The sequence below is a fragment of the uncultured Clostridium sp. genome, from assembly GCF_963515715.1.
GTDB lineage: Bacteria > Bacillota > Clostridia > Clostridiales > Clostridiaceae > Clostridium_AW.
On sequence record NZ_CAUPZS010000036.1, the window covers coordinates 1 to 26296 of the forward strand.

Genomic DNA, 26296 nt, shown 5'->3' on the forward strand with positions numbered 1-26296 from the left:
CCGGATGTGGTTTTTTCAAAAGGAGGATTTGTAGCCGTACCTGTAGTAATAGGAGCACGTTTAAACAAAATTCCAGTTATAGCCCATGAGTCTGATATGACACCAGGTCTTGCAAATAAACTTTCAATACCTTATTGCACAAAGATATGTGTTACATTCCCTGAATCTTTAAAGAATATAAACGTAAGTAAAGGGGTATTAACTGGAACGCCTATAAGAGAAGAACTGTTTAAAGGTAGAAGAGAAGAAGCTATGAAGATATGTAAATTTAGAGAGGATAAGCCTGTAATACTTATAATTGGAGGAAGTCTAGGTTCTAAATTTATTAATGATTCTATAAGAGCTATAATTGATAAATTGTTATTAAGTTACAATGTAATTCATATATGTGGTAAAGGCAATATAGATAATAATTTAATAAATAAAAAAGGATATAGTCAATTTGAATATGTAAAAGAAGAATTACCTCATTTTATGAATGGCGCAGATTTAGTAATATCTCGTGCTGGGGCAAATGTAATATTTGAACTATTAGCTTTAAAGAAACCAAATTTACTTATACCACTATCGAAAAAGTCTAGCAGGGGAGACCAAATTTTAAATGCGGAATCCTTTAGAAAAAGTGGGTATAGTTTGGTCATGCAAGAAGAGGAAATTACAGAAGATAGATTGTTAAAGGATATTAACAATCTATATAAAAATAGAGAAAAATATATGGCGAATATGGAAAAAAGTCCAATTCAAAATGGCGTAGATAATATTATAAAATTAATAGAAACCGTGAAAAAGTAGAAGAATTTTTATTTATAATTGGGTTTAATTGAAAAAAGATGTAATTTATTATAAAATATAAATATAGACAAAATATTATCAAACATTAGATATTGATAAAATACAATTAAATTAAGAAAGCGGGGGTATTATATTATGAAAAAGGTTTCTATTGTATATTGGAGCAGCGGTGGTAATGTAGAGGTGTTAGCTGAAAATATAAAAGCAGGAGCAGAAGGTTTAGGAGCAGAAGTTTTAATAAAACATGTGCATTATGCTAAAGCTGAAGATATTACGAAGGCAGACGCAGTAGCCTTTGGAAGTCCTTCAATGGATAATAACAAAATTGAACAAGAAGAAATGGCAACTTTTTTAAAGAATTTTAAAGAATTAAATATGGAAAACAAACCCACTGTACTATTTGGCTCTTATGGATGGGATGAAGGACAGTTTATGGTTGACTGGGAGAAGCTAATGATTGAATATGGATTTAATATAGTAGGAAAGTTAGCTGTTCAAGAAGCTCCTAAAGAAGAGGAAATAAAAAAGGCTAAGGCCCTAGGTGAATTGCTCGGCAAATAGTGATGAAAAATATAATAGCATAGATGCTGTTGATAAATACGTACCTTTATAAATTCATAAAGGTACGTATTTGATTGTTAAAATAATAATTACGAATATTTTAAAGATTTGAACATAATGGCATATTTTGGTGAAAAATAATTTATTTAGCTAAAAAATTTAAAAAAAGTGTACAATAATAAAAAAATTATGTTATAATAGCTTTGCAAAGGTTTAAATAAAATTTATTTTACATATTTCTTCTTTTGTTGTTATATATAATATATATTAAGTGTTATAAAGACATTGTTAATTTTAGGACAAAGTTGTTTATAATTATAATGCAATAATACTATTCTTAATTTCTTAGGATAATATTTGTATGCATTATTTTATGTTGTTTAAAGTTTATTTTAAACATAAATAAAATTTAAAATATATAGAAAGAAGGGAATTTTTAATGAGAAGAATGAAGACTATGGATGGTAATACCGCTGCTGGATATATATCATATGCTTTTACTGATGTAGCAGCTATTTACCCAATCACTCCTTCATCCCCAATGGCAGAACATGTTGATGAATGGGCTGCTCAAGGAAAGAAAAATATTTTTGGACAAACTGTAAAATTAGTTGAAATGCAATCAGAAGCAGGTGCTGCTGGTGCGGTTCACGGATCATTACAGGCTGGAGCTTTAACTACTACTTACACTGCATCACAGGGATTATTACTTATGATTCCTAACATGTACAAAATCGCTGGAGAACTTTTACCAACTGTATTCCACGTTAGTGCTAGAGCAGTTGCAACTCATGCGTTAAACATATTTGGAGATCACTCCGACGTTATGGCTGCAAGACAAACTGGATTTGCTATGCTTGCTGAAAGTAGTGTTCAGGAAGTAATGGATTTATCAGCAGTTGCACATTTAGCAACTATTAAATCAAGCATTCCATTTTTAAGTTTCTTCGATGGATTTAGAACTTCACACGAAGTACAGAAGATAGAAGTATTAGAATATGATGAATTAGAAAAATTAGTTGATATGGATGCTGTTAACAGATTCAGAGCAAAAGCTTTAAATCCAAACCATCCAGTAACTAGAGGTACAGCTCAAAACCCAGATATATTCTTCCAGGGTAAAGAAGCTTGTAACAAATTCTATGATAGAATTCCTGAAGTTACTGAATATTACATGAATGAAATCAATAAGTTAACAGGAAGAGATTATAAATTATTCAACTACTATGGAGCAGAAGATGCTGAAAGAGTAATCGTAGCTATGGGATCAGTTTGTGACTGTATCGAAGAAACTATAGATTACTTAATGGCACAAGGAGAAAAAGTTGGTTTAATAAAGATTCATCTTTACAGACCATTCTCATTAGAACACTTCTTCAAGGCTATGCCAAAGACTGTTAAGAAGATAGCTGTTCTTGATAGAACAAAAGAACCAGGTTCAATCGGAGAACCATTATACTTAGATGTTAAATCTGCATTCTATAACTCAGAATTAAAACCAGTTATAGTTGGAGGAAGATATGGATTAGGATCAAAAGATACAGTTCCTGGACATATGATTTCAGTATTTGAGAACTTAAAGGCTGAAACTCCAAAAGATGGATTTACAGTTGGTATAGTTGATGACGTAACTAACACATCACTTCCAATGGGAGAAGATGTTGATACAACTCCAGTTGGAACTACTGCATGTAAATTCTGGGGTCTTGGATCAGACGGTACTGTTGGTGCTAACAAGAGTGCTATAAAGATCATAGGAGACCATACAGATATGTATGCTCAAGCATACTTTGCATATGACTCAAAGAAATCCGGTGGTATCACTGTATCCCACTTAAGATTTGGTAAATCTCCAATTAAGAGCCCATACTTAATAAACAAAGCAGATTTCGTTGCTTGTCATAATCAAGCATACGTTCATAAATATGATGTTACAAAAGGATTAAAGAAGAATGGTTCATTCTTACTTAACTGTATATGGAACGATGGAGAATTAGATGCTCAGTTACCAGCAGAAATGAAAAATTTCATTGCTAATAACAACATCAAATTCTACACAATCGATGCTGTTAAGATAGCTCAAGAAGTAGGTCTTGGCGGAAGAATTAACATGATAATGCAATCTGCATTCTTCAAAATAGCTAACATCATCCCTGTTGAAGACGCTACTAAGTACTTAAAGGACGCAGTTGTTGCTTCATATGGTAAAAAAGGTGAAAAAGTTGTTAGCATGAACCAAGCTGCAATAGATCAGGGTACAACTGCAATACATGAAGTTGCAATTCCAGAATCATGGAAGACAACAACTGAAGGATATGTAGAAGTACAAGATAACAGACCAGAATTCATAAAGAATATAGTTGACGTTATAAACAGACAAGAAGGAGATTCACTACCTGTATCTGCATTTAACGGAATAGAAGATGGTACATTACCACAAGGAACAGCTGCTTACGAAAAAAGAGGAATAGCTGTTAACGTACCAGAATGGCAAGCTGACAAGTGTATACAATGTAACCAATGTTCATATGTATGTCCTCACTCAGTAATTAGACCATTCTTAATGAATGAAGAAGAAGCGGCTAATGCTCCAGAAGGATTTAACATGTTAGATGCTAAGGGTGGCCCAGGATTTGCAGGATTAAAATACAGACTTGCAGTTACTCCACTTGACTGTACAGGATGTGGAAACTGTGCTGATATTTGTCCAGCACCAGGAAAAGCTCTTATCATGAAGCCAACTGGAACTCAGTTAGCAGAACAAGGAAATTGGGAATATGCTTTAGGATTAAGCAAGAAAGAAAACCCAATGAACAAGATGACTGTAAAGGGTAGCCAGTTCGAACAACCACTTCTTGAGTTCAACGGAGCTTGTGCTGGTTGTGGAGAAGCTTCCTATGCTAGATTAATAACTCAATTATTTGGAGATAGAATGATGATAGCTAATGCTACTGGTTGTACATCAATCTGGGCAGGTTCAGCTCCATCAACTCCATATACAACAAACGAAAAAGGTCAAGGACCAGCTTGGGCTAACTCCTTATTCGAAGACAACGCTGAATTCGGATTAGGTATGGCTTTTGGTGCTAACCAGATAAGAGAAAGATTAGCTGATAAAGCTAAAGAAGCTGTAGCTGCTAATGTAAGCGAAGAATTAAAAGCTGCTTTACAAAACTGGTTAGAAAACTTCAAAAATGGAGAAGGTTCAAAGAAAGCTACTGCTGCACTTCTTCCATTATTAGAAGCTGAAAAAGATAAGAACGAAGCATTAAAAGATATGTACGCTCACAAAGATTTCTTAGTAAAACAATCACAATGGATCTTTGGTGGAGACGGATGGGCATATGACATCGGATACGGTGGAGTTGACCACGTTCTTGCAAGCGGAGAAGATATCAACATTTTCGTATTTGATACAGAAGTTTACTCAAATACAGGAGGTCAGGCTTCAAAATCAACTCCGACTGCTGCAATAGCTAAATTTGCTGCATCAGGTAAGAGAACTAAGAAGAAAGACCTTGGAATGATGGCTATGAGCTATGGATATGTATATGTTGCTCAAATAGCTATGGGTGCTGATAAGAATCAGACATTAAAAGCTATCCAAGAAGCAGAAGCATATGATGGTCCATCATTAGTTATCGGATATGCTCCATGTATAAACCAAGGATTAAAGATTGGTATGGGAGCAAGCCAAACTGAACAGAAGAGAGCAGTTGAGTGTGGATACTGGCAGATGTACAGATTCAACCCAACACTTAAAGAAGAAGGAAAGAACCCATTTGTTCTTGATTCAAAAGAACCAACTTGGGATAAATTCCAAGACTTCTTAATGGGCGAAGTAAGATACGCTTCATTAAAGAAAGCATTCCCAGAAGTAGCAGATGGTTTATTTGCTAAGACTGAAGAAGATGCAAAAGAAAGATACGAAAGCTACGTAAGATTAACTAAATAATTTATTTTAGAGTTTTAATAACAAAGAATAAATTATAAGAAAAGGAGACCTTTGGTCTCCTTTTTATTCTTCTTTATATATTTTTGCCATTTGCTAAAAAAATACCAAGCATTTTTTAAAAAACCCTTTTAAAAAAACCAATTTAGGGGTACAATTATACCATAACCTAAAAGGAGGTATATATATATGGATAAAGACGAATTATTTGATTGCGGTTGTGAAGAATCAACTTGTGGTTGTGAGGACTCAGATCATGGTTGTGGTTGCGGCTGCGAAGGTCATGATCATGAAGCACTTCTAGTTGATTTAGAAGACGAAAACGGCAACACAGTGACTTGTGAAGTTGTAGACGGATTTGAGTATAAGGATAATGAATATGTACTAGTACAAAATCCAGAAGATGGTTCAGTATATTTATTTAAAGTAGTTGGAGATGAAGAAAATAGTGAGTTAGTAGTTCCAGAAGACGAAGAATTTGACGAAGTAACTAACTACTATCAAACTTTAACAAACATAGAAGAATAATTTAAAAAGATAAGTAGGGTAAATAATAGAAAATATTATTTACCCTATTTTTATTTCGATGAATTTTGGCTAGCATAGACAAGAGTTACAGGTTTTACTTCTTTTTTATAGTAAAATTCAATAAATGATATATAATAAAAGATATAATAGTATATAGGAGGGCATAAATTTGGCAAAAGAAAAAGTTAAATTAGCTATATTTGATATAGATTTTACACTGACTAAAAGGGAAACTTTAACTGAGTTTTATATGTTTATGTTAAAGAGAAAGCCCAAATTAATTAAATATTTGCCTAGAAGTTTAAAAGCAGGCTTTTTTTATATCTTTAAAATATATGATGCAGGGAAAGCAAAGGAAAATTTTATATCATTCATAGAGTCTGTAGATGAAAAAGAAATGAATGAAGCAGTAAAAGAATTTTATAGTGAGAAATTAAGTAAAATACTTTATAAAGATGCTATGGATATTATGAAGGACTTTAAAGAACAAGGGTATAAGATATATTTAATATCAGCTTCTGCAGAGTTTTATCTTTTTGAATTCTACAATATTCCTTATGTAGACAAAATCATTGGAACCAGATTTGTTTCGAAGGATGGAAAGTATTATGGAAAAATTGAAGGAAAAAACTGCAAAGGTGAAGAAAAAGTAAATAGATTGATGGAGTATTTAAAAGAAGAGAATATAGAAGTAGATTTTAAAAATTCATATATGTTTTCAGATTCATTATCAGACTTGCCCCTATTTAAGCTAGTAGGAAATCCAAGATTGATAAACTATAAAAAAGGACATACGGAAATTCAAATATTAAAATGGAAATAAGGAGGGAAATAAATGTTGGAAAATAGATATTTTATTATTAATGATGAAGTTAAAGAGGTTAAATACTTTGATGATAGCATATTAAAAGAGGGCAAATGTCTATACGAAGTCATTAAAGTGAAAGAAGGTATTCCTCTTTTTTTAGAAAGACATATGAATAGATTGCATAATTCAGCGAAACTTACTGGGCTAGATATATGGATGAAAGATCAGTGTATAGAAGAGGCATTAAATAAACTAATAAAAAATAATGGGGAAGAGGAAGGTAGTTTAAAATTCGTATTAAACTTTGATAAAAAGGTATTTCTAGCATTTTTCGAAGAGAAAAGCTTTCCTACAGAAAAGGATTTTAAAGAGGGAGTTTCCATATGTACATATAATAGAGAAAGGGAAAATCCTAATGCAAAGGTTTTAAATGTTAATTTTAGAATGGATTTAGATAAATTCATGAAAGAGAAGAATATAGTTGAAGCGCTTTTAGTTGATAGAAATGGATATATAACAGAGGGGAGCAAATCTAATGTATTCATGGTAAAAGGTAATAAAATAATAACAACTCCTTTAAAAGCAGTTTTACCAGGGACTAAAAGAAGTATAGTATTAGAAATATGCAATAATATGAATATAGAAGTTGAGGAAAAGATGATAGAGGAAAAAGGAATATGGGAAGTTGATGGAATGTTCTTAACAAGCACTCCCTTTGATGTGCTTCCTGTAAGAGAGGTAAATGGATCCATAATAAACTCATCAGAAAATATAATAATTAAGAAAATTATGAATGAGTATAACCGTATTGTAAAAAATTACATAGAATGTAAAATTATAAAGTAAATTTACTATTGCTATTAAGATATAGAGGGGATAATACGATAAAATTTTTAAATGGTAGGGGGATGGTGGATATGAAGACCTTATTTAAAGGTAGTACTATTGATGAATGTTTAGAAGAAGCAAGCAGAGATTTAAATATAAGAAAAGAAGAAATTAAATATAAAGTATTAAAAGAAAAGAGTCGTTTTTTTAAAAAAGAAGCAATTATTGCAGTTATAATTGAAGAAGAGGATGAGAACTTAATAGAGCTTAACGGTGAGGTTAAGGTGGAAGATAATAATATTATAGTTACTAATCCTAAAGAAGGTGGAAGCCCCGCTTATATTATGCCTACTGAAGGCATGACTTTAAAAATCGATGGCACCATAGTGAAAGACAAAACTAAGGTATATGAAGATTCTTTAATTGAGGTTATTTTCGAAGAAGAAATTCCTAAAAGAAATTTATCTATTACTACCAGTGAAAATAAAATTGAGGCATATATGAGTATAGATTATATACCGAAAAGAACTTATAAGCTAGAAAATGTTAAAAGTTCACATGAAATTTACCTGGATAAAGAAATAATTGACGAGTCAATGCCACCCTTATACAATTTACATGAAATATTAGAAGAATTATCAAAAATGGGAATAATTTATGGTATAATAGAAGAGAATATAAAAAATAATGTAGAAAAAAAATGTAATAATATACTGATAGTCAAAGGTAAACCTCCAATAGATGGGGAAGATGATACTATAGAATATAAATTTCCCTTAAGTGAAAATTTAGTTAAAATAATGGAAGATGATCGAGGTAATGTTGACTTTAGAAACATCTGTTCAATAAAATCTGTTGATGAAAATGATGTAATAGGCATTAGAAGAGAGGGACAACCAGGAGAAGATGGTAAGAACATATTTGGAAAGGTTTTGAGACATAAACCCGGAAAAAAAGTTTATCTAAAAGTAGGAGAAGGATGTATATTAAAAGACGACAATACTGTAGTAGCTACCTTAGAAGGTAAACCTTCTACTAAAAACAATGTGTTTTATGTTTATAAATTACATGAAGTTAAATCAGATGTAGATTTAACTACAGGAAATGTTAAATTTATTGGAGATGTAGTAATACACGGAAGTGTAAAAGAAGGTATGGAAGTATGGGCAGACAACTCTATTTCCATAAAGAAGAATACAGATAGAGCTTTGATTAACGGAAAGGGAGATATAACCATAGATGGAAATATAATCTCATCCCAAATAATAGGAGGGGGAGAAGATGTAGCCAAGCTTAACTATATAGATAGACTAACAGAAATGACCAATACTATAGAAAGTATAATTAAAGCTACTGAAGAGATAAAAAAGTACGATATAATGTATAGGAATACAAAATATGGAGAAATAATTAAAATTCTTGTTGAAAATAAATTTAATAAATTACCTAGACTTTGTTTTCAAATAATGAAGGATGTAAAGTTGAATGAAGATAGAGATGCAGAGGATACTTTAATTCCTATTATTAAAGAAAAGTTTTTAGGATTAGGACCTATAAGTATCAAAGATTATAGGGAACTAGAAGATATTAAAAACAAGTTTAATTATAAGATTAGCTTATTGAAAGAAAGGTTAGCAATTCCTGTGAATGTACAGATAAATTATTGTCAAGATTCTAAAATAAATAGTACAGGAAATGTTTATATAAATGGCAAAGGTTCATACATTTCAGATATATACGCCAACGATAAAATATATTTTACTAGAGAAAAGAGCGTGGTTAGAGGAGGAACGCTAAAGTCAAAAGATGAAATAAAATGTGGTATTGTTGGTAGTATAGGAGGTGTTACTACCAAGCTTGTAGTAGGAGAAAGTGGACATATATGGACTAAGGTAGCCTATCAAAATACTTTATTTATAGTAGGACAAAGAGAATACATGCTTGAGATACCTTGCAAAGATGTTCATGCATATCTCGATGATAAAGGAGATCTAACAGTAGATAGATTAATATTGTAGGAGGATAAATATGTCTGGAAAAGAAGTTAAAGTTTTGATTTTTGGTATAAACGAGGAATACTATGCTACAGATATAATGGAAGTAGAAAGAATTCTTGGATTTGAGGAGCCGACTAAACTACCTGATTCACCTAGTTTCTTAGAAGGCGTTATAAATTATGAGGGAAACATATTACCGATAATATCTCTCTCTAAAAAATTTAATTTGCCTTTAAAAACATCAAAAAAAGATGAAAAAATAATAGTGGCAAAACAGAATGATCAAAAATTTGGTATAGTTGTAGATATTGTATCAGAGGTTAGAGATGTAAATTTAGATAACATAGAAGATGCTCCAGAAATTGTAGGCGGAATATCAAAAAGATATATAAAAGGGCTTATAAAGATAGATAAAAAAATAATTATATTCCTTAAATTGAGCTCCATATTGACAGAAGAAGAGAAAATTTTAATTTCAAAATAATTTGTGAAAGGTGCATACTATGGATGTAAAAGAATATAGAGTGGGTATTGCAGATTTAGATGTTGGTAAGTCTCCAGACAAAATTATAACGGTGGGGTTGGGGTCATGTATTGGTATTGCATTATATGACAAAACCAATGCTATAGGTGGCTTGCTTCATATAATGTTACCGGATAGTGCTTTGTTTTCTAACGTAACCAATCCTCTAAAATTTGCAGATTTAGGTATTCCAATATTGATTGAAAAAATGGAGCAAAAGGGAGCTAATAAAAGAAATTTAAAAGCCAAAATAGCAGGTGGCGCTTCTATGTTTAACTTTTCAGATAAGAATTTAGTTATGGATATAGGCAACAGGAATGCAGTTGCAGTTAAAAAGAAATTAAATGAACTATGTATTCCAATAATGGGAGAAGATGTGGGAGGCAATAAAGGAAGAACCATGATATTAAATCTTTTAAATGGCATTGTTGAAATAAAGACAGTTGGAGTAGGAATAAAAGAATTGTAATGGAGTTGATAGGCTTTGAAGAAAATTAAGGTTCTTGTAGTTGATGATTCAGCATTAATGAGAAAAATTATCTCAGACATGATAAATAGTCAGTCAAACATGGAGGTAATTGACATAGCAAGAAATGGGAAAGACCTATTGCAAAAGCTAGAAAGGTTTACACCTGATGTAATTACATTAGATGTAGAAATGCCTATCATGGATGGAATTACAGCTTTAAAACAACTAAGGGATAAAGGAATTGTTATTCCTGTGATTGTTTTAAGTAGTTTTTCTAGAAAATCCTCAGAGCTCACTATGGATTGTTTAGCAAATGGTGCTTTTGACTTTATACCCAAACCTTCAGGTTCTATCTCACTAGATATAGATAAAGTTAAAGATGATCTTATAACAAAAATAAATTTAGCATATCAAAAGTGTGAGTTTGGCTGTGATAAAAATGATATAAGAAAATATTCTAATGAGGTAGTACTTGCTATTGAAAGAGAATCCTTAGAGGAAAGAAAGATAAAGGAAAGAAAATCACAAACTAAAATTGAAGCAGTTGTTATAGGAGCTTCCACAGGTGGTCCTAAAGCACTACATTCAGTTATTACAGATTTACCTGGAGATTTAGATGTACCTGTATTTGTTGTGCAACATATGCCAGCTACTTTTACAAAGGCTTTTGCAGATAGGTTAAATGGAAATAGTAATTTAACTGTAGTGGAAGCTAAGGAAGGTATGACTATAGAAAAAAATGTAGTGTATATAGCTCCAGGGGGCTACCATATGGAGGTTGGAGGAGATAAAAAAATATATTTAAATACGGATCCAGCTATATGGGGAGTAAGGCCTGCAGCGGATAAACTATTTATATCAGCATCCAATGTTTATAAAGATAGGCTTTTAAGCGTTGTTCTTACGGGAATGGGTAAGGATGGTGCTGATGGAACAGTAAAAGTAAAAGAAAAAGGTGGCATAACCATATCCGAAGATAAGTCAACAGCAACTATATACGGAATGCCAAAAGCAGCCTTTGAAACTGGAATGGTAGATATAGTGCTGCCCTTAAATAGTGTTTCGCGAGAAATAGTTAGATTGGTTAAGGAAAGTTGGAGGTAGCTATGGACTTGGAATATTTTAAAGAGTGGGTTTATAAAGAGTTCAGAATTGACTTAAAAGCTTATAAGCCTACTCAATTACATAGACGAATATTAAGTTTGATGTCTAGAGTTGGTGTAGATTCTGTAGATGAATATATAAAGCTATTAAAAACAGACCAACAACAAAGAGAAAAATTTTTAGACTTTATAACTATCAATGTAACAGAGTTTTTTAGAAATCCAGATATTTTTAATGATTTAAAGAAAAAAATCAAAGAAGAACTGCTTCCAAACAATAGAAATTTAAAAATATGGAGTGCTGCATGTTCTATTGGAGCAGAACCATATTCTATAGCTATGATGTTAGAGGAGCTTGCGCCAGGAGGAAGGCACACTATTGTTGCTACAGATATTGATAATACTATATTGGAAAGAGCAAGAAAGGGAGAATACTCCGAGGCAGAGATAAAAAATATTAGTAAAGATCAATTAAATAAATACTTTAATAAAGAAGGAGAGTATTACGTAATTGATAAAAAAATAAGAAACATGGTGACTTTTAAAAGACATGATTTAATATTAGATAGATATGAAAGTGATTTTGATTTAATAGTATGTAGGAATGTAGTTATATATTTTAATCAAGACATTAAAGATGAAATATATAAAAAATTTCATCAGTCCTTGAAAAAGGGTGGCCTGCTATTTGTTGGAGCTACTGAGAGTATATATAACTACAAAGAGTTTGGTTTCGATAAGGCTTCAACCTTTATATATAGAAAGGGTTAAGGAGGGTGAAATATGGATACATCACAATATATGTCAATGTTTTTGGAAGAGTCAATGGACAATCTTCAAATTTTAAATGAATCCTTATTACAGTTAGAGCAAGAGCCTGAAGATATCGATAAATTAAACGAGATATTCAGAGTTGCTCACACAATAAAAGGTATGGCCGCAACAATGGGATTTAACCAAATGGCAGAATTAACCCATAAGATGGAAGATGTTCTTTCAGAATTTAGAGATGGGGAGCTTAAAGTTACACAAAAGGTTGTTACCGTATTATTCAAATGTCTAGATACCTTAGAACAGATGGTAAACAATATATCAGATGGTAATGAAGAGGAAATTTCAATTAAGAATATAATAGAAGAGTTAGAAGGTATAAGAGAACTTGAAAGTTTACCAGAAACAGAAGAAGTAAATGAAGCTGGATTTCAAAAAGATAACGCTGTTGATTTGAATGAGTATGATATAAATGTTATAAAACAAGCACAAGATAGGGGCTTTAATTGCTACAATGTAAGTATTAATTTAAACGAAAATACTCTTTTAAAATCAGCTAGAGCTTTTTTAATATTTAAAAGCTTAGAAGATTATGGTGAAATAATTAAATCTATACCGAGCACAGAGGATATAGAAAGCGAAAATTTTGACTTGGACATCTCTTTGGTATATATTACCACTAGAAAAGAAGAAGAAATATATAGTTCTTTAATGAATATATCTGAAGTTGATAAAGTTATTATCGATAATGTAAATGTAAGGGCAGAAAGAATTAAGAAGCAGGAAGAAGAAAATACGGTCGTAGAAATACAGGCAAAGAAAATAGAACAACCAAGCGAGAGTGTTGTTAGAGAAGTTAAAGTAAAAGAAAATAAGGCTCCAGCAAGAGAGAAAGATACTTCTCATAGGAAACAACATCAATCTGTCAGAGTAGATTTAGATAGGTTAGATAAGTTTATGAACATGGTATCTGAACTTGTTATCAATAGAACAAGATTAGAGCAGATAAGTATTAATCATAAGCTTATAGATCTAAATGAAACATTAGAACAAGTAGCAAGAACCACTTCAGATCTTCAGGATTTAGTAATGAAGATAAGGATGTTACCTTTAGATGCAGTATTTAATCGATTTCCTAGAATGGTAAGAGATCTTTCTGTGGAATTAGAGAAAGATATGGAGCTAATAATTCAAGGACAAGATACTGAATTAGATAGAACTGTAATTGATGAAATAGGGGAACCTTTAATACATTTAATAAGAAATTCTGCGGATCATGGAATTGAATCTAAAGAAGAGAGAAAGAAAAAAGGTAAGGACCCTGTAGGAAAAATAAGATTAATTGCTTATCAAGAAGGTACAAAAGCCGTCATTAAAGTTGAAGATGATGGCGATGGAATCAATGTAGAAAAAGTTAAAGCTAAAGCTGAAAAATCAGGGATTAGCACTGATGGTATGTCTGATAACGATATAGTAAACTTAATTTTTATGCAAGGCTTTAGTACTAACGAACAAGTTACTGATATCTCAGGTAGAGGTGTTGGTATGGATGTAGTTAAGACAAAGATTTCATCATTAGGAGGTACAGTAGAGGTAACAAGTGAAAGAGGAAAGGGTTCATCCTTTATTATAAGATTACCTCTAACCCTTCAAATTATACAAGCTTTACTTGTGAAAGTAGGGGCTGAAACTATGGCAATATCCTTGGGATATATTGACAGGGTTATAGATTTTCATGAAAGTTTAGTTAAAAGAACAAACAATAAAGAGGTAATAGTATATAATGAAAATGTTATTCCACTTGTTAGATTAAGTAATAAACTAAATTTAGAAACAGAAACACAGGAAAAGAAGTATATAGTTATTGTTAAGGTTGGAGGAAAGAATGTAGGACTTATGGTAGACTCACTTCTAGGTCAACAAGAAATAGTTATTAAACCTTTGGGTAAGACACTTCAAGGAATGAAGGAATATATTGGAGCAACTATTTTAGGAGATGGATTAGTAACTTTAATTCTTGATGTTGCTGCTTTAATTTAAGGAGGATAAATATGTCTTATGCTAATTTCACACCGTTACAATTAGATGCATTAAGAGAAGTGGGAAATATAGGTGCTGGAAATGCAGCCACAGCTTTATCACAATTGTTAACTAAAAAAATAGACATGACAGTGCCTCATATTAATATTGTACCATTTGATGAAATATTTTCAGGAATTGCTGGAGAAGAAATAGTGTTTGGAGTATTAATAAGAGTTTTAGGAGATACCCCTGGAAATATTTTGTTTGTTTTTGAAAAAGAAACAGCAATCAATATGATTGAAGTGTTAACTGGAGTTAAAGAGGATGATCTAAGTGAAATGGGACATTCTGTTATATCGGAGGTAGGAAATATAATATCTGCTGCCTTCATGAATGCCATCGCTAGATTTACCAATTTGACTATAATACCATCAGTACCAGCTGTTACTTATGATATGTTAGGTGCTATTTTATCAACAACTTTTATTGAATCCGGACAATTTGATGAATTTGTACTGGATATTGAAACTTTATTTTTACAAGATAATGAAAAAATAAGTGGGCATTTTTATTATATACCTATGCCCGGATCATTAGAAAGAATATTAAATTCAATTGGAGTAATGTAATTTGGAGGGAATATTATGGCAAAAGTATTAATCGTTGATGACGCTGCTTTTATGAGAATGATGATTAAGGACATTTTAGAAAAAAATGGATATGAAGTTATTGGAGAAGCTAATAATGGTATAAAGGCAGTAGAACTTTATAAAAAAGAGAGACCAGATATAGTTACTATGGATATAACTATGCCAGACATGGATGGAATACAAGCTGTTAAAGAAATAAAGGCAATGGATTCTTCTGCAAAAATTATAATGTGTTCCGCAATGGGACAACAGACAATGGTTATGGATGCTATAAAAGCAGGAGCTAAAGATTTTATAGTTAAACCATTCCAAGCTGATAGAGTACTTGAAGCTATCAAAAAAGTAGTTGGTTAAAAAAGCAAAGCTTTTTAATTGATAGTGGAGAGTTGATAATGGAGAGTAAATGTTGAAATTTTAGCTATGCTAAAATTTCTTCTATAACTCTCAACTTTCAATTTTTAATTCTCAACTAAATAAAGTGGAGGTGATTAAAGTGCAGGTAGTTATTTTTAGGTTAAAGGATGAACAATTTGCAGTAGAAACTGATAAAGTTCAGAGTATAAATGATACTATGGAAATTACAAAGGTGCCTAACGCGCCCTATTACATAAAAGGTCTTATTAATTTAAGAGGTAATGTAATTTCGCTTTTAGATATAAACCTCCTTTTAGATATAGACAAGGGAGAAAAAGATCAAAACAATATAATAATACTAAACATAGAAGAAGAAATGTTAGGTATTACTGTTGATCAAGTTGATGAAGTTTTAGATGTAGAAGAAAGCTTAATTGAAAAGCTTGATGACGTCAGAAGAAAGGCATATGTAAAAGGAGTAATTAACTTTAAAGATAGGATAGTAACTTTAATTGATATTGATAAACTCCTTTTAAACCAGTAAGAAATGAGGGAAAGATATGCCAGAAGTTTTATCGCAAAATGAAATTGACTCACTTTTAGCCGCTCTCTCCTCTGGGGAACTAAGTCCAGAAGAGATGCCTAAAGATGAAGATAAGCAAAGAGTTAAACCTTATGATTTTAGAAATCCGCAAAAGTTTTCTAAAGATCATATTAGAACTTTAGAATTAATACATGATAATTATGCTAGAATCATATCAAACTATCTTACTGCTCAGTTGAGGTCCAATGTTAAAGTGAAAATAGAATCTGTTCAGCAGATAACTTATGAAGAATTTATTCACTCTATACCAAATCCAACTATACTGACAGTATTTAAAATGCCTCCACTAAGTGGATCAATTTTATTTGAAACAAATCCTCAATTTGTGTACGAATCTATCGATATACTTATGGGGGGAAGTGGGCATGGTAAATATAAATCAAGAGAATTTACAGATATAGATAAAAATATTATACGACATATAAATAATGGACTAATATCAAATCTAAAATTAGCATGGGAAGACATTTTACAAGTACACCCTGAAATTGAAAGTTTGGAAACAAATCCTGCTTTAAACCAGACTTTGGCCCCAAATGAACCTGTAGCTTTAATAACTTTTTCTGTTGAAATTGGCAAGATAAGTTCATTTATAAATATTTGTATACCTTACTTAAGCATAGAAAAAGTATTAGACAATTTTGTAGTTAAATATTGGTTCCAAGAATCCGATGAGAATTCCTTAAAAGATTCAAAGATAAAAATGAGAGATAGATTGAATGTAATAACTACAGAATTGATTACAGTATTAGGAACAACAGAAATTACCGTAAGTGATTTCTTAAAACTTATGGAAGAGGATGTGTTGGTTTTAAAAGAAACCACTAATAGTCCTGCTAAAGTGATGGTGGAAGATGAATTGTATTGCTATGGACAACCTGGATTAATGGGTAAAAAAGTTGGTGTACAGGTGCTAGATATGATAGATAAGGATGTGGAAAAGAATGAATAATGGATTTCTTTCGCAAGAAGAAATAGATTTACTACTAGGTGGTGGAGATACTGCTGAAGAGGAAAATGAGGAAAATGTTGAACAAGAAGAGATAGAACTTACTGACCTAGATAAAGACCTGTTAGGTGAAATAGGTAATATATCTATGGGCTCAGCATCGACAGCCCTATCCACTATCATTAACCAACAGGTTAATATTACCACTCCTGTAGTAACAGTAACGACTTTAAAAAATTTAAAAGATACCTTTGAAGTACCAAATGTAGCTTTAGAAGTAAAATATACTAGTGGAATCGTTGGAGAAAATCTCTTAGTTATGAAGGTGTCAGATGCAGCGGTAGTAGCAAACCTTATGATGGGAGGAGATGGTAAGGTAGAAAATGTACAATCTCTCTCAGAACTTGAAGAAAGCGCAGTATCTGAAGCTATGAATCAAATGATAGGTTCAGCAGCTACTTCTATGGCAACTATGTTTGGAAGAGAGGTCAATATTTCACCTCCTATATCTAGGATATGGGATGATTTAACATCACCTCTCTCTAATCAACTAAGTGAAGTTGAGCCTATAGTAAAGGTATCCTTTAGTTTAAATATAGGAACTTTAGTAGATAGTAATATTATGCAGTTATTACCGATAAAAACTGCAAGAAAAATAGTCTCAATAATGATGGGGAATGAGGAGCCTGCAGATATGGAGCATAAAGAAGTGCCACAGGATAATATACCACAGGAAGACAGTCATGTTGCTGCAAGTTTTCAAGAAGATCACTCATATACTAATGACGAAGAAGTTGCCCCAGTTGCCATAGGTAATGAAAAACCTATAGAGGTTCAGCAGGCAGTTTTTCAGCCATTAAATCAATCGAAAAAATCAGCGGCACTGCCTAGTAATATAGACTTAATAATGGATGTACCGCTTGAAATATCCGTAGTATTAGGAAGAACAAAATTAAACATAAGGGAAATTTTAAACTTAGGTACAGGTTCTTTAATAGAATTAGATAGATTAGCAGAGGAACCTGTGGAAATATTAGTAAACGGTAAAAGAGTTGCTTATGGTGAAGTTGTAGTAGTAGATGAAAACTTTGGTGTTAGAATCACTAATATTGTAAGCAATGAAGAAAAAATAAGATCTCTTGGAAAGTAGTTTGAAAATGCGGAGCAATTTAAAAAGTGTTTCGCATTTTTTAAATTGTTACGCATTTAGCTGTAATAAAATAGTTAAATTTACCTATAAACAAATATTTATTGTTATCGATAATATAAATATGAAAATGTGTAATATTGATTAAGGTAAGTGTATCGATAAGGAGTGTATTACATGAAAATTAATGGAGTAAGCACTAACAAAATTTTAAGCTCCTATGGAGATAATAAAAAGAGAATAGATATGAAAGAAGTAGAAAATCAAAAAAGTAAAGATTCGTTGCAAATATCCACATTAGGAAAAAGCTTAATTAATTTTAGCTTAGACTTTAAATCAATAAGTTCCACTGAAAGAATAGAAAAATTAAAAGAAGAAGTAGAGAAAGGAACTTATAATGTAGAAGGAAAGCTTATAGCTCAAGGTATGTTAGAAGAAATGAAGAGAAAATACAAATAAGGTGGGGTGAGCTTTGAAAGAACGATTTAATACTATAATTGTGGAAGAAACAAAATTCTTAGAAAAATTGTTAGTTGCTTTAGAGAAACAACATGAATATATTACAAAAAATGAAGTCTTCAAAATGGAAGCTGTTGTTGAAGAAATACAAAATCTTAATATTGAAATAGCTAAATGGGAGATGGAAAGAAGAAACCTAACTAAGGGAAGAGGTATGCTAGAGATAGTTGAAGAGTTAGGGGATAGTGAAATCGAAAACAACTATAGAAAAATAAGAGCTCTTGTAGAAGAACTTAAAACCCAAAAAGAGCTAAACGAAGCCCTCATAAGGCAAGGGTTAGGTTACACTACAAAGATGCTTCAAATATTAAATCCAGACAGAAGCCCAAAGACTTATGGAGCTTATGGGAAGATGAAATAGTTTTATTGATTAATAATAAGCAATGAACAGCTAATACCTGTAGAAGCCATTATAGAATAATAAAGGTTAACTGTTCATTGTATAAAGTTTGGAGGTAAAAATTTTGTCAGGTTTATTTGGAACTTTAAACATAGGTAAAAGTGGTATGTTTACACATCAAAAAGCAATTGATGTAACATCACACAATATTGCAAATGCAAATACAGAAGGATACTCAAGGCAGAGAGCTGAAATGCAAACTACGAGGCCTTTTTCTACTCCTGGAATGAACAGTGCTGGATCAGTAGGGCAGATGGGAACAGGTTCCATCGTATCTCAAGTTAATAGGGTAAGAGATGCCTTTATAGACTATCGAGTGAGAGAAGAGCTATGTACTTTAGGACAATATAGTGGAAGGGATAAGTTTTTAAGAGAATTAGAAAACATATTCAACGAACCTACAGATACAGGAATATCTAATCTTATAGGAAAATTCTTCGATGCATGGCACGAACTTTCAAAGCAAGCAAACACATCTAATGCTAAAACTGGTGTAGCGGAACAGTCAAAAGCCTTGGCGAATGAATTAAACCGCATTTATAATCAGATGGAAAAACTTAAAGAAAGTACTCAAGAGTCCATTAAAGATACGGTTGTTGATATAAATTACATGCTAGACGAAATTAATGAATTAAATAAAGAAATATCTGAAATAAGTTTTATGGGACAAACGCCTAATGATTTAATGGACAGAAGAGACTTACTTATAGATGAACTCAGTTCAAAATTTGGAATAAAAATAGAAAAAAGAGATTCAAATGGGCTAGATATAAGTACGAAAAGTGATCCTAACGCTCAGCCGCCTGGAGGTTTAAATATTGTTCAGAAGGTTAATTCAGATGATGTATTGAAATTTGCATATGTAAGCGAAATAATACCAGGGGAAAATGTTGAAGATGGACAGCCAGGTACATATAAAATAGTATATTATAAAAACGGCGATATGACCTCAGATAAAAACAGAGTAGAAATGGAAATTGAAGTAGCTGATGATGATAAACTATCCGCAGCAGAAAAACTAGAGCAGTTAAAAAAATCTAGGGTTATATGGACAAATAAAAATGGAGAGGCTGTAAATAAAGAAGGAAAGCCCATAGGAGAAAGCGGAAGTATTGATGATTTATCCACCTTTACACCAAGCAATGGGGAACTAAGTGGTTATATGTCTGTACAAGATGATATAGATGTGCAGATAGAAAAATTAAATAAACTAGCAAGATCCTTGGCTTTTACTGTAAATGCTATACATTCACAAAGTGCAGGTAATTATGAAGATGAACTACTTTTCTTTGTGAATAGAGATGGTAAAGAAGAAAATATAACTGCAGGAAACATTTGCGTTAATCCAGATATACTTAAGGATGTAATGTTAATAAATGCTGGAAAAGAAATTGGTGGAGAAGGAGATGGAAATAGAGCCCTAGCCATTTCAGGATTAAGAGATAAATTGACACAAATACAAAACATGGTTTTAGATGGCAAAGGAAAGCATAACAGGGAAAGCTTTATAAATGAACTGGGCAATGGGTTGATTATGGATGATGAACTAGGAGTACTCGTGCTAAAGGGGAACACTGGAGGTTCAAAACCAGACAATTTCTTTAAAAGTATGGTAAATACATTAGGAAATCAAGCACGAGAATCTAAAAGAGTAGTAGAAACACAATACAGTAATTTAGTGAAACTTGAGGAATCGAGATATTCAGTATCAGGAGTGTCTTTAGACGAAGAAATGACAAACATGATCCAATTCCAACATGCTTATCAAGCCAATGCTAAGATAATCGCCACAGTGGATGAACTTTTAGATGTAATAGTAAATGGACTTAAAAGATAGTTTTTTAGATTATTAGATGTTTAGATTTTTAGATGGTTAGATAATGAAGAAATTTCTTTAAAGGAATTTCCACTATATCTATAAATCTAGCAAACTATTTATCTAAGCATCTTAAAAAAGGAGGTAATATAAGTGAGAGTTACAAATAAAATGTTATCTAATAACTTTTTAGCTGACATGAGAACCAATATGAATAATTTAAGTATTATTCAAATGCAGTTAAGCTCTGGTAAAGAAATTAGGAGACCTTCTGACGATCCTTTGAGAGCAGCTAGAATTATGCAGCTTAATACGGATATCAATACAAATAAACAATATAATTCCAATATAAAAGATACTTCAAATTGGTTGCAACAAACGGATACATCATTGAATCAGTTAGGGAATCAAATGAAAAGGGTTAGAGATCTTTTGATGTCTGCAGGAAATGGTTCCTATAGTATAGATGAAAGAAAAAAATTGAAAGATGAAATGAATGAAATAATAGGACAATTTTCTCAAACTCTAAATGGAAGTTTCGATGGTAAATACATTTTTTCAGGAACTAGGGTTTCAGCAAAACCTGTGGGAACAATAAAGGGACCAGCTACTACAGATGTTCAAGCTGTTGCAGCGGAAGATAAAAAGATTCCTGGAGAAGGTGGGGTTACTGGAAAGTTTTCAGGAATTGAAAATAAGGATTATGAAATAACTGTTCTGAAAGTAGATGCTTCAAATAAAGTAACAGAGGTAAGTGTAAAGATAAATGGAGAAGAAAAAGTCATAAGTGGAGATGGCACTTTTGATCTAGAAGATGGAATTAAATTCTCCATAAAAGATGGAGAAGGAAATGTTAAAGATAATAAATACACATTTTCAGCAATAGCAGAAGGAAATACTAAACTAGTTTACAAAGGAAGGGAAGGAGAAACTCTCCAAGAGGCAACTACTGCTAAGATAAGCAAGGCAGAGGAATGGAAAGGAAAAGAAATAACTTTTAATTATAAAGGAGAAGAAGTTTCTATAACATTAGACGTAGAGGCAGATGAAGACATAAAAACTCCAAAACAGCTAGCAGAAAAGATTAATGAGAAACTTAAGGGAACTCCTCTAGAAGGAAAGTTATCTGCAGAAATCATTGAATCAAAAGATGGAACTAATATAAAGTTTACAAATCTAGATGGTGAAAATCCTATCACCCTATCAGGTACTTCAGATATAGAAGACTTAAAAGAATTAAGAGGTAAGGACATATCGGGAAATGAGCTAGATTTAATTAATGAAAGATTAGTTACAGAAATATCTCAAGGGGTAAGAGTAGAATACAATGTAACAGCCTCAGAGATATTAACTTTTACAGATAGTAAGGGAGTAACTAGAGATGTAAGGGATATATTTGAAAATATTATTAGAAATTTAGATGATGAAAATGGAGTAGAAAAATTAACTGGAGAAGATTTGGAAGCTGTAGATGAAATTATGAATAATATATTAAAGGTTCGTTCACAAGTAGGTGCAAAGCAAAATACCATGGATAGTGCTAAAGAGAGAAACACAGAAGAAAACTTTAATATAACAGAAATTCTATCTGAAACAGAGGACATAAATATAACAGAAAAAGTTATGGAGTATGCTGTAGCTCAAATGGTTTACATGGCATCATTACAAACCAGTGCAAGAGTGCTTCAGTCTACGCTTATGGACTATATTAGGTAATTTTTTAGATATTTAGATGATTAGATTTTTAGATAATGAAAAAGATTATTAGCTTAAATTTGAGAGAAGAAGATAAAGATTTATGAATTCTCAATTTTCAGCTAAAGGTGTGGAGGAAAAATTATGAAATTGAACACAAAGCATCATGGAATTCTAGAATATAAAGAAGAAGATGTAGTATTATTTCCTAAAGGGGTGCCAGGGTTTTCAGAATTGAAAAAGTTCATTATTTTTCCCGTTGAAGGAGAAGGAATTTTTAGCATATTACACTCTATAGAAGAAGAAACTATTGGACTTGCAGTAGTATCTCCCTTTAGTGTATGTAAAGATTATGAATTTCAAATACCAGAGGAAACTATAAAAAATTTAAAAGTGAATTCTCCAGAAGATATATTAGTTATTACCACAGTGACAATTAACTCCCATTATAAGATGATAACTACTAATTTAAGAGCTCCTATAATTATAAATATAAAGGGGAAGATTGGGGAACAAATAATATTAGAAAATGAGGAATATAAAATAAAACACCCAATTTTTCAGGAGGAAAAGTAATGTTAGTTATAGGGAGAAAAAAAGGCGAATCCCTACTCATAGGGGATGACATAGAGATCACAGTGGTAAAAATCGAAGATGGTTCAGTGAGATTAGCTATAGAAGCGCCTAGAGATGTGAATATATTAAGAAAAGAACTTTATAAAGCAGTTGAACAGGAAAACAAAAATGCAGTTGAAGTAGATATCTCATTACTTAAAAATATAAAAAAATAGTATTTATTTTCAAAAGGAGTGTAAGAACATGGATGTAAAGTTAGTAAGTCAGGGAGGACAGATTAACTTTGATAAGAATGCTATATATAATGAAATGATGTCTTTAGACAAAGGAAATGGCAGTATTGGACAAACTGAAGCAATAGGAGAAGATATAAAAATACAGGAGGATGACCTTAAAAAAGCAGTGGATACCTTAAATAAAAACTTTAATGATAAATCCACTTATTTAGAATATGAGGTATATGGTAAAACTAATAATATAATTGTAAGGATAATGGACAGAAATACTAAAGAAATAGTAAAAGAAATACCACCTAAAAAGATTATAGATATGGTAGACAAGCTCTGCGAATTAGCAGGGGTGTTTATGGACAAGAAAGTTTAAATGAATATATATCATTTAAAGTTACTATAGTAAGGAAGGTGTTTCTATGGAATATAGGCTTAATAAAATTGATACGGAAATAAGACAAAGAGTAGAAGAATCAACAAAAGAAGGCATAGTCCATAGGAAAAAGGATATAAAGATAGATAAGGATGTACCAGAGAAAAGGGAAGAAAAGGATTTTTCTGAGCAATTAAAAAAATATAGCAAGAAAAAGAAAAAAGCAAAAATAATTTCAGTTGAAGCTGAAAAAGTAGAAGAAGTAGATGTAGAGGCGGTTAAATATAAGGCAGAGGAAAAACATTTTTCTAGTGGAAGATTCTTAGACACGAAAAGGTAGGAAAGGATATGCGCTGTTTGTATAGCTTTCGCCTCAATAAGAATTTCTAAAATTTAGTTTAAAAAACTTCCTAATGCTGGCAAACTCGCTTTGCTCAAACATGCACAGCATTTTAACGGAAATTTTATAAACTAAATTAAGAACTTCTAAATTTTGCTCAAACGCATACGGCACATCACATATCTTTCCTCTGCACTAAGTTTAAGTTCGATAACTAGAAAAGATCTTGAAAAGGGTAGGTGTAGAGCGTATGTACGCTAGTAATGCATATAATGCTTACAAAAATAATAGTGTAAATTTTGCTTCAAAGGAACAATTACTATTAATGCTACTAGATGGAGCAGTAAAGTTTTCTAAAATATCAAAAAACGCAATGGAAGAAAAGGATGTAAAAAAGGCTCATGAAAATATAATAAAAACTGAAAATATATTCTATGAGCTAATTGCAACTTTAGATGTTGAAAGAGCAGGAAGTTGGGCTACATCATTGGTACAAATATATGAATTTATAATACAAAGATTAGTAGATGCAAATATGAAAAAAGATGTAGCTATAATGGATGAAGTAATACCTCTCATAGAAGAGGTAAGAGACACTTGGGAAGAGGCATATAAGGTTAGTAAAGGAGTTAGATAAAAAAAGGGAGGTATAAATCATGGTAAGTGGTATAAGTGGAAGTGGTCTTAGATTAGGTGGACTAGCTACTGGTATGGATACAGATGAAATGATAAAAAAAATGCTTATGGGGCAACAAGCTAAAATAGATAAGGTTAAGCAGGATAAGCAGTTAATAACTTGGAAACAGGAAATGTATCAAGATATTATAAAGGATATTAAAGACCTTCAAAATACTTATTTTAGTGCTACAAGTAAGGATAGTTTAATAAATAGTAAAAATTATTTTGACTATGTTACTAAAGTTAATAGCGGCGTTTCAGCTAATATTACTGCTGGACAGGGAGCTAGCGAGGGAAATTATACGATAAATGTAATACAAATGGCAAAAGGAGCTACTGCTAGTGGAAAATTACAGTATAGCGATGGTTCTGGGAAAAGTGTTACTAACGATACTAAATTATCAGAATTAGGAATAGATAAAAACTTCACTATAACTGTAGATGGTAAGGAGTTTACAGTAGATGTTGAAAAGCTTGATCAAAATAAAGCTAATGTGAAAGATTTAGTAAGTACTATAAAAAATACTTCTTTTGAGATTGACGAAAAAACAGAAAAACTATCTGATTATATAAATATTTCTTTTAGTGAATTAAGTCAAGAGATCTCAATAGAAACTAAAAAAACTGGTGAAGGGGTAAGTATTGCTATAGGAGGGGACAACAAAGTATTTGATGTAAGTACTATTGATGGAGGCAAAAATTCCATAGCAGAAATTACTGCTCCGGGAAGTAACACAAAGGTTAAAGTTGAAAGGGATTCCAACAATTTTACTATTGATGGAATTACCTATAAATTAACTGAAAAAGGAGAAACAAGTATTAATATATCAAAGAATGTAGATCAAACCTTTGATAGAATAAAAGGTTTTATGGACAAATACAATGCTCTCATAGAAAAAATAAGCGGTAAATTGAAAGAGAAAAAAAATTATGAATATAAGCCATTAACTGAAGATCAAAAAAAAGAAATGACGGAAGAGGATATAAAGCTTTGGGAGGAAAAAGCTAAAAAAGGTGCACTAAGAAATGATAGTAATTTAGAAAAAATGTTAAGTGATTTAAGGGGAGTTTTCTACGACAAAGTAGAAGGAAGTAATATTAGCTTTGGTAGAAAACAAATAGGATTAGATACCAGTAGTGATACAACTAAATCAGGACAGATTGAATTTGGTCCAAATGGAGAAGAGATATTAAAGAAGATTTTGATGGAAAATCCTGAAGATATTATGAATCTTTTTAATAAAATGCCTTCAATTAGCAATCCTAAAACTTCTGAAGAGAAAAAGCAAGTTTATAATGAATCTGGAATATTTCAAAGAATAAATACTATAATAAAGGACTATGCAGGGTTGCCAGGAGTAACTTTAGGTAAAGGTATTCTAACAGATTATGCTAATAAGCAGGAAGACAATAGTATTTATGGAGTAATTGGAAGCAATAACTTACCAGACCAGCTGTATAGAAAAGATATTATGATAAAAAATCTAAGTGATAAAATGAAGGAGAAGGAAAAGCAACTTTATAGACAGTTTGCTAATCTAGAAACGGTAATGAATAAATACAATTCACAAGCTGATTGGATGGCGCAGCAGTTTGGTGGTTAATAAAGGG

The 26296-nt window shown here is 31.6% G+C and carries 27 protein-coding genes; all 27 read left to right on the forward strand.

Annotated elements, in window-relative coordinates:
- A partial coding sequence (locus RYO54_RS18080; protein ID WP_315121887.1) for an undecaprenyldiphospho-muramoylpentapeptide beta-N-acetylglucosaminyltransferase occupies window positions 1–792 on the forward strand: 792 nt, incomplete at its 5' end.
- 135 nt (window positions 793–927) lie between these two features.
- Window positions 928–1353, forward strand: a complete 426-nt coding sequence (locus RYO54_RS18085) for a flavodoxin (protein WP_315121889.1) — start codon at window positions 928–930, stop codon at window positions 1351–1353.
- Between the two features lie 439 nt (window positions 1354–1792).
- Complete coding sequence (nifJ, locus tag RYO54_RS18090; protein WP_315121891.1) at window positions 1793–5308, forward strand: pyruvate:ferredoxin (flavodoxin) oxidoreductase; 3516 nt, start codon at window positions 1793–1795, stop codon at window positions 5306–5308.
- 186 nt (window positions 5309–5494) lie between these two features.
- The gene (locus tag RYO54_RS18095; protein WP_315121893.1) at window positions 5495–5833 is read left to right on the forward strand and encodes a DUF1292 domain-containing protein; all 339 of its coding nucleotides are present in this window, start codon (window positions 5495–5497) and stop codon (window positions 5831–5833) included.
- 169 nt (window positions 5834–6002) lie between these two features.
- Window positions 6003–6656 (forward strand): HAD-IB family hydrolase, encoded by a 654-nt coding sequence (locus tag RYO54_RS18100; protein ID WP_315121895.1) that lies wholly within the window; start codon window positions 6003–6005, stop codon window positions 6654–6656.
- A 12-nt stretch (window positions 6657–6668) separates the two neighbouring features.
- Entirely contained in the window at window positions 6669–7487 is an 819-nt protein-coding gene (locus tag RYO54_RS18105; RefSeq protein ID WP_315121897.1) for an aminotransferase class IV, read from the forward strand.
- A gap of 71 nt (window positions 7488–7558) precedes the next feature.
- Window positions 7559–9487, forward strand: a complete 1929-nt coding sequence (locus RYO54_RS18110; RefSeq protein WP_315121899.1) for a flagellar assembly protein A — start codon at window positions 7559–7561, stop codon at window positions 9485–9487.
- A gap of 10 nt (window positions 9488–9497) precedes the next feature.
- The gene (locus RYO54_RS18115) at window positions 9498–9950 is read left to right on the forward strand and encodes a chemotaxis protein CheW (RefSeq protein WP_315121901.1); all 453 of its coding nucleotides are present in this window, start codon (window positions 9498–9500) and stop codon (window positions 9948–9950) included.
- Between the two features lie 19 nt (window positions 9951–9969).
- Window positions 9970–10458 (forward strand): chemotaxis protein CheD, encoded by a 489-nt coding sequence (locus tag RYO54_RS18120; protein ID WP_315121902.1) that lies wholly within the window; start codon window positions 9970–9972, stop codon window positions 10456–10458.
- Window positions 10459–10473: 15 nt separating this feature from the next.
- Entirely contained in the window at window positions 10474–11562 is a 1089-nt protein-coding gene (locus tag RYO54_RS18125) for a chemotaxis response regulator protein-glutamate methylesterase (RefSeq protein WP_315121903.1), read from the forward strand.
- Between the two features lie 2 nt (window positions 11563–11564).
- Complete coding sequence (locus RYO54_RS18130) at window positions 11565–12332, forward strand: protein-glutamate O-methyltransferase CheR (protein WP_315121905.1); 768 nt, start codon at window positions 11565–11567, stop codon at window positions 12330–12332.
- Between the two features lie 12 nt (window positions 12333–12344).
- Complete coding sequence (locus RYO54_RS18135) at window positions 12345–14372, forward strand: chemotaxis protein CheA (protein ID WP_315121906.1); 2028 nt, start codon at window positions 12345–12347, stop codon at window positions 14370–14372.
- 11 nt (window positions 14373–14383) lie between these two features.
- Window positions 14384–14983, forward strand: a complete 600-nt coding sequence (locus RYO54_RS18140) for a chemotaxis protein CheC (RefSeq protein WP_315121908.1) — start codon at window positions 14384–14386, stop codon at window positions 14981–14983.
- 15 nt (window positions 14984–14998) lie between these two features.
- Entirely contained in the window at window positions 14999–15358 is a 360-nt protein-coding gene (locus tag RYO54_RS18145) for a response regulator (RefSeq protein ID WP_315121910.1), read from the forward strand.
- A gap of 139 nt (window positions 15359–15497) precedes the next feature.
- On the forward strand, window positions 15498–15902 hold the full coding sequence (locus RYO54_RS18150; protein WP_315121912.1) for a chemotaxis protein CheW: 405 nt from the start codon (window positions 15498–15500) through the stop codon (window positions 15900–15902).
- A 16-nt stretch (window positions 15903–15918) separates the two neighbouring features.
- On the forward strand, window positions 15919–16914 hold the full coding sequence (gene fliM, locus RYO54_RS18155) for a flagellar motor switch protein FliM (RefSeq protein WP_315121914.1): 996 nt from the start codon (window positions 15919–15921) through the stop codon (window positions 16912–16914).
- A complete protein-coding gene (fliY, locus tag RYO54_RS18160) occupies window positions 16907–18061 on the forward strand; it encodes a flagellar motor switch phosphatase FliY (RefSeq protein ID WP_315121916.1) in 1155 nt (384 codons plus the stop codon). Before fliM ends, fliY begins: the two co-directional genes overlap by 8 nt.
- Before the next feature lie 174 nt (window positions 18062–18235).
- Window positions 18236–18517: a flagellar biosynthesis anti-sigma factor FlgM gene (locus RYO54_RS18165; RefSeq protein WP_315121918.1), complete on the forward strand. Its 282-nt coding sequence runs from the start codon at window positions 18236–18238 to the stop codon at window positions 18515–18517.
- A gap of 13 nt (window positions 18518–18530) precedes the next feature.
- Window positions 18531–18938 carry a flagellar protein FlgN gene (locus RYO54_RS18170; protein WP_315121920.1) on the forward strand — a complete coding sequence of 136 codons (408 nt, stop codon included), beginning with the start codon at window positions 18531–18533 and terminating at the stop codon, window positions 18936–18938.
- Between the two features lie 103 nt (window positions 18939–19041).
- Entirely contained in the window at window positions 19042–20814 is a 1773-nt protein-coding gene (gene flgK, locus RYO54_RS18175) for a flagellar hook-associated protein FlgK (protein WP_315121922.1), read from the forward strand.
- Window positions 20815–20946: 132 nt separating this feature from the next.
- Complete coding sequence (gene flgL / locus RYO54_RS18180) at window positions 20947–22509, forward strand: flagellar hook-associated protein FlgL (RefSeq protein ID WP_315121924.1); 1563 nt, start codon at window positions 20947–20949, stop codon at window positions 22507–22509.
- A gap of 123 nt (window positions 22510–22632) precedes the next feature.
- Window positions 22633–23064: a flagellar assembly protein FliW gene (gene fliW, locus RYO54_RS18185; protein ID WP_315121925.1), complete on the forward strand. Its 432-nt coding sequence runs from the start codon at window positions 22633–22635 to the stop codon at window positions 23062–23064.
- Window positions 23064–23279, forward strand: a complete 216-nt coding sequence (gene csrA, locus RYO54_RS18190) for a carbon storage regulator CsrA (protein ID WP_315121927.1) — start codon at window positions 23064–23066, stop codon at window positions 23277–23279. Before fliW ends, csrA begins: the two co-directional genes overlap by 1 nt.
- A gap of 28 nt (window positions 23280–23307) precedes the next feature.
- Window positions 23308–23667 carry a flagellar protein FlaG gene (locus tag RYO54_RS18195; RefSeq protein WP_315121928.1) on the forward strand — a complete coding sequence of 120 codons (360 nt, stop codon included), beginning with the start codon at window positions 23308–23310 and terminating at the stop codon, window positions 23665–23667.
- Window positions 23668–23713: 46 nt separating this feature from the next.
- Window positions 23714–24007 (forward strand): hypothetical protein, encoded by a 294-nt coding sequence (locus RYO54_RS18200; RefSeq protein WP_315121930.1) that lies wholly within the window; start codon window positions 23714–23716, stop codon window positions 24005–24007.
- Window positions 24008–24257: 250 nt separating this feature from the next.
- Window positions 24258–24644, forward strand: a complete 387-nt coding sequence (gene fliS, locus RYO54_RS18205) for a flagellar export chaperone FliS (protein ID WP_315121931.1) — start codon at window positions 24258–24260, stop codon at window positions 24642–24644.
- Window positions 24645–24663: 19 nt separating this feature from the next.
- On the forward strand, window positions 24664–26289 hold the full coding sequence (fliD, locus tag RYO54_RS18210; protein ID WP_315121933.1) for a flagellar filament capping protein FliD: 1626 nt from the start codon (window positions 24664–24666) through the stop codon (window positions 26287–26289).
- The last annotated feature ends 7 nt before the right edge of the window (window positions 26290–26296 follow it).

Excerpts from the sequence above, each read along its gene's own strand:
- RYO54_RS18105 (WP_315121897.1), top strand. The coding sequence starts at position 6,669 with ATGTTGGAAAATAGATATTTTATTATTAATGATGAAGTTAAAGAGGTT.
- fliY (WP_315121916.1), top strand. The coding sequence starts at position 16,907 with ATGAATAATGGATTTCTTTCGCAAGAAGAAATAGATTTACTACTAGGT.
- RYO54_RS18195 (WP_315121928.1), top strand. The coding sequence starts at position 23,308 with ATGGATGTAAAGTTAGTAAGTCAGGGAGGACAGATTAACTTTGATAAG.
- RYO54_RS18120 (WP_315121902.1), top strand. The coding sequence starts at position 9,970 with ATGGATGTAAAAGAATATAGAGTGGGTATTGCAGATTTAGATGTTGGT.
- fliD (WP_315121933.1), top strand. The coding sequence starts at position 24,664 with ATGGTAAGTGGTATAAGTGGAAGTGGTCTTAGATTAGGTGGACTAGCT.
- fliW (WP_315121925.1), top strand. The coding sequence starts at position 22,633 with ATGAAATTGAACACAAAGCATCATGGAATTCTAGAATATAAAGAAGAA.
- RYO54_RS18200 (WP_315121930.1), top strand. The coding sequence starts at position 23,714 with ATGGAATATAGGCTTAATAAAATTGATACGGAAATAAGACAAAGAGTA.
- RYO54_RS18085 (WP_315121889.1), top strand. The coding sequence starts at position 928 with ATGAAAAAGGTTTCTATTGTATATTGGAGCAGCGGTGGTAATGTAGAG.
- RYO54_RS18110 (WP_315121899.1), top strand. The coding sequence starts at position 7,559 with ATGAAGACCTTATTTAAAGGTAGTACTATTGATGAATGTTTAGAAGAA.
- RYO54_RS18165 (WP_315121918.1), top strand. The coding sequence starts at position 18,236 with ATGAAAATTAATGGAGTAAGCACTAACAAAATTTTAAGCTCCTATGGA.
- fliM (WP_315121914.1), top strand. The coding sequence starts at position 15,919 with ATGCCAGAAGTTTTATCGCAAAATGAAATTGACTCACTTTTAGCCGCT.
- fliS (WP_315121931.1), top strand. The coding sequence starts at position 24,258 with ATGTACGCTAGTAATGCATATAATGCTTACAAAAATAATAGTGTAAAT.
- RYO54_RS18135 (WP_315121906.1), top strand. The coding sequence starts at position 12,345 with ATGGATACATCACAATATATGTCAATGTTTTTGGAAGAGTCAATGGAC.
- RYO54_RS18095 (WP_315121893.1), top strand. The coding sequence starts at position 5,495 with ATGGATAAAGACGAATTATTTGATTGCGGTTGTGAAGAATCAACTTGT.
- RYO54_RS18140 (WP_315121908.1), top strand. The coding sequence starts at position 14,384 with ATGTCTTATGCTAATTTCACACCGTTACAATTAGATGCATTAAGAGAA.
- nifJ (WP_315121891.1), top strand. The coding sequence starts at position 1,793 with ATGAGAAGAATGAAGACTATGGATGGTAATACCGCTGCTGGATATATA.
- csrA (WP_315121927.1), top strand. The coding sequence starts at position 23,064 with ATGTTAGTTATAGGGAGAAAAAAAGGCGAATCCCTACTCATAGGGGAT.
- RYO54_RS18115 (WP_315121901.1), top strand. The coding sequence starts at position 9,498 with ATGTCTGGAAAAGAAGTTAAAGTTTTGATTTTTGGTATAAACGAGGAA.
- RYO54_RS18130 (WP_315121905.1), top strand. The coding sequence starts at position 11,565 with ATGGACTTGGAATATTTTAAAGAGTGGGTTTATAAAGAGTTCAGAATT.
- RYO54_RS18145 (WP_315121910.1), top strand. The coding sequence starts at position 14,999 with ATGGCAAAAGTATTAATCGTTGATGACGCTGCTTTTATGAGAATGATG.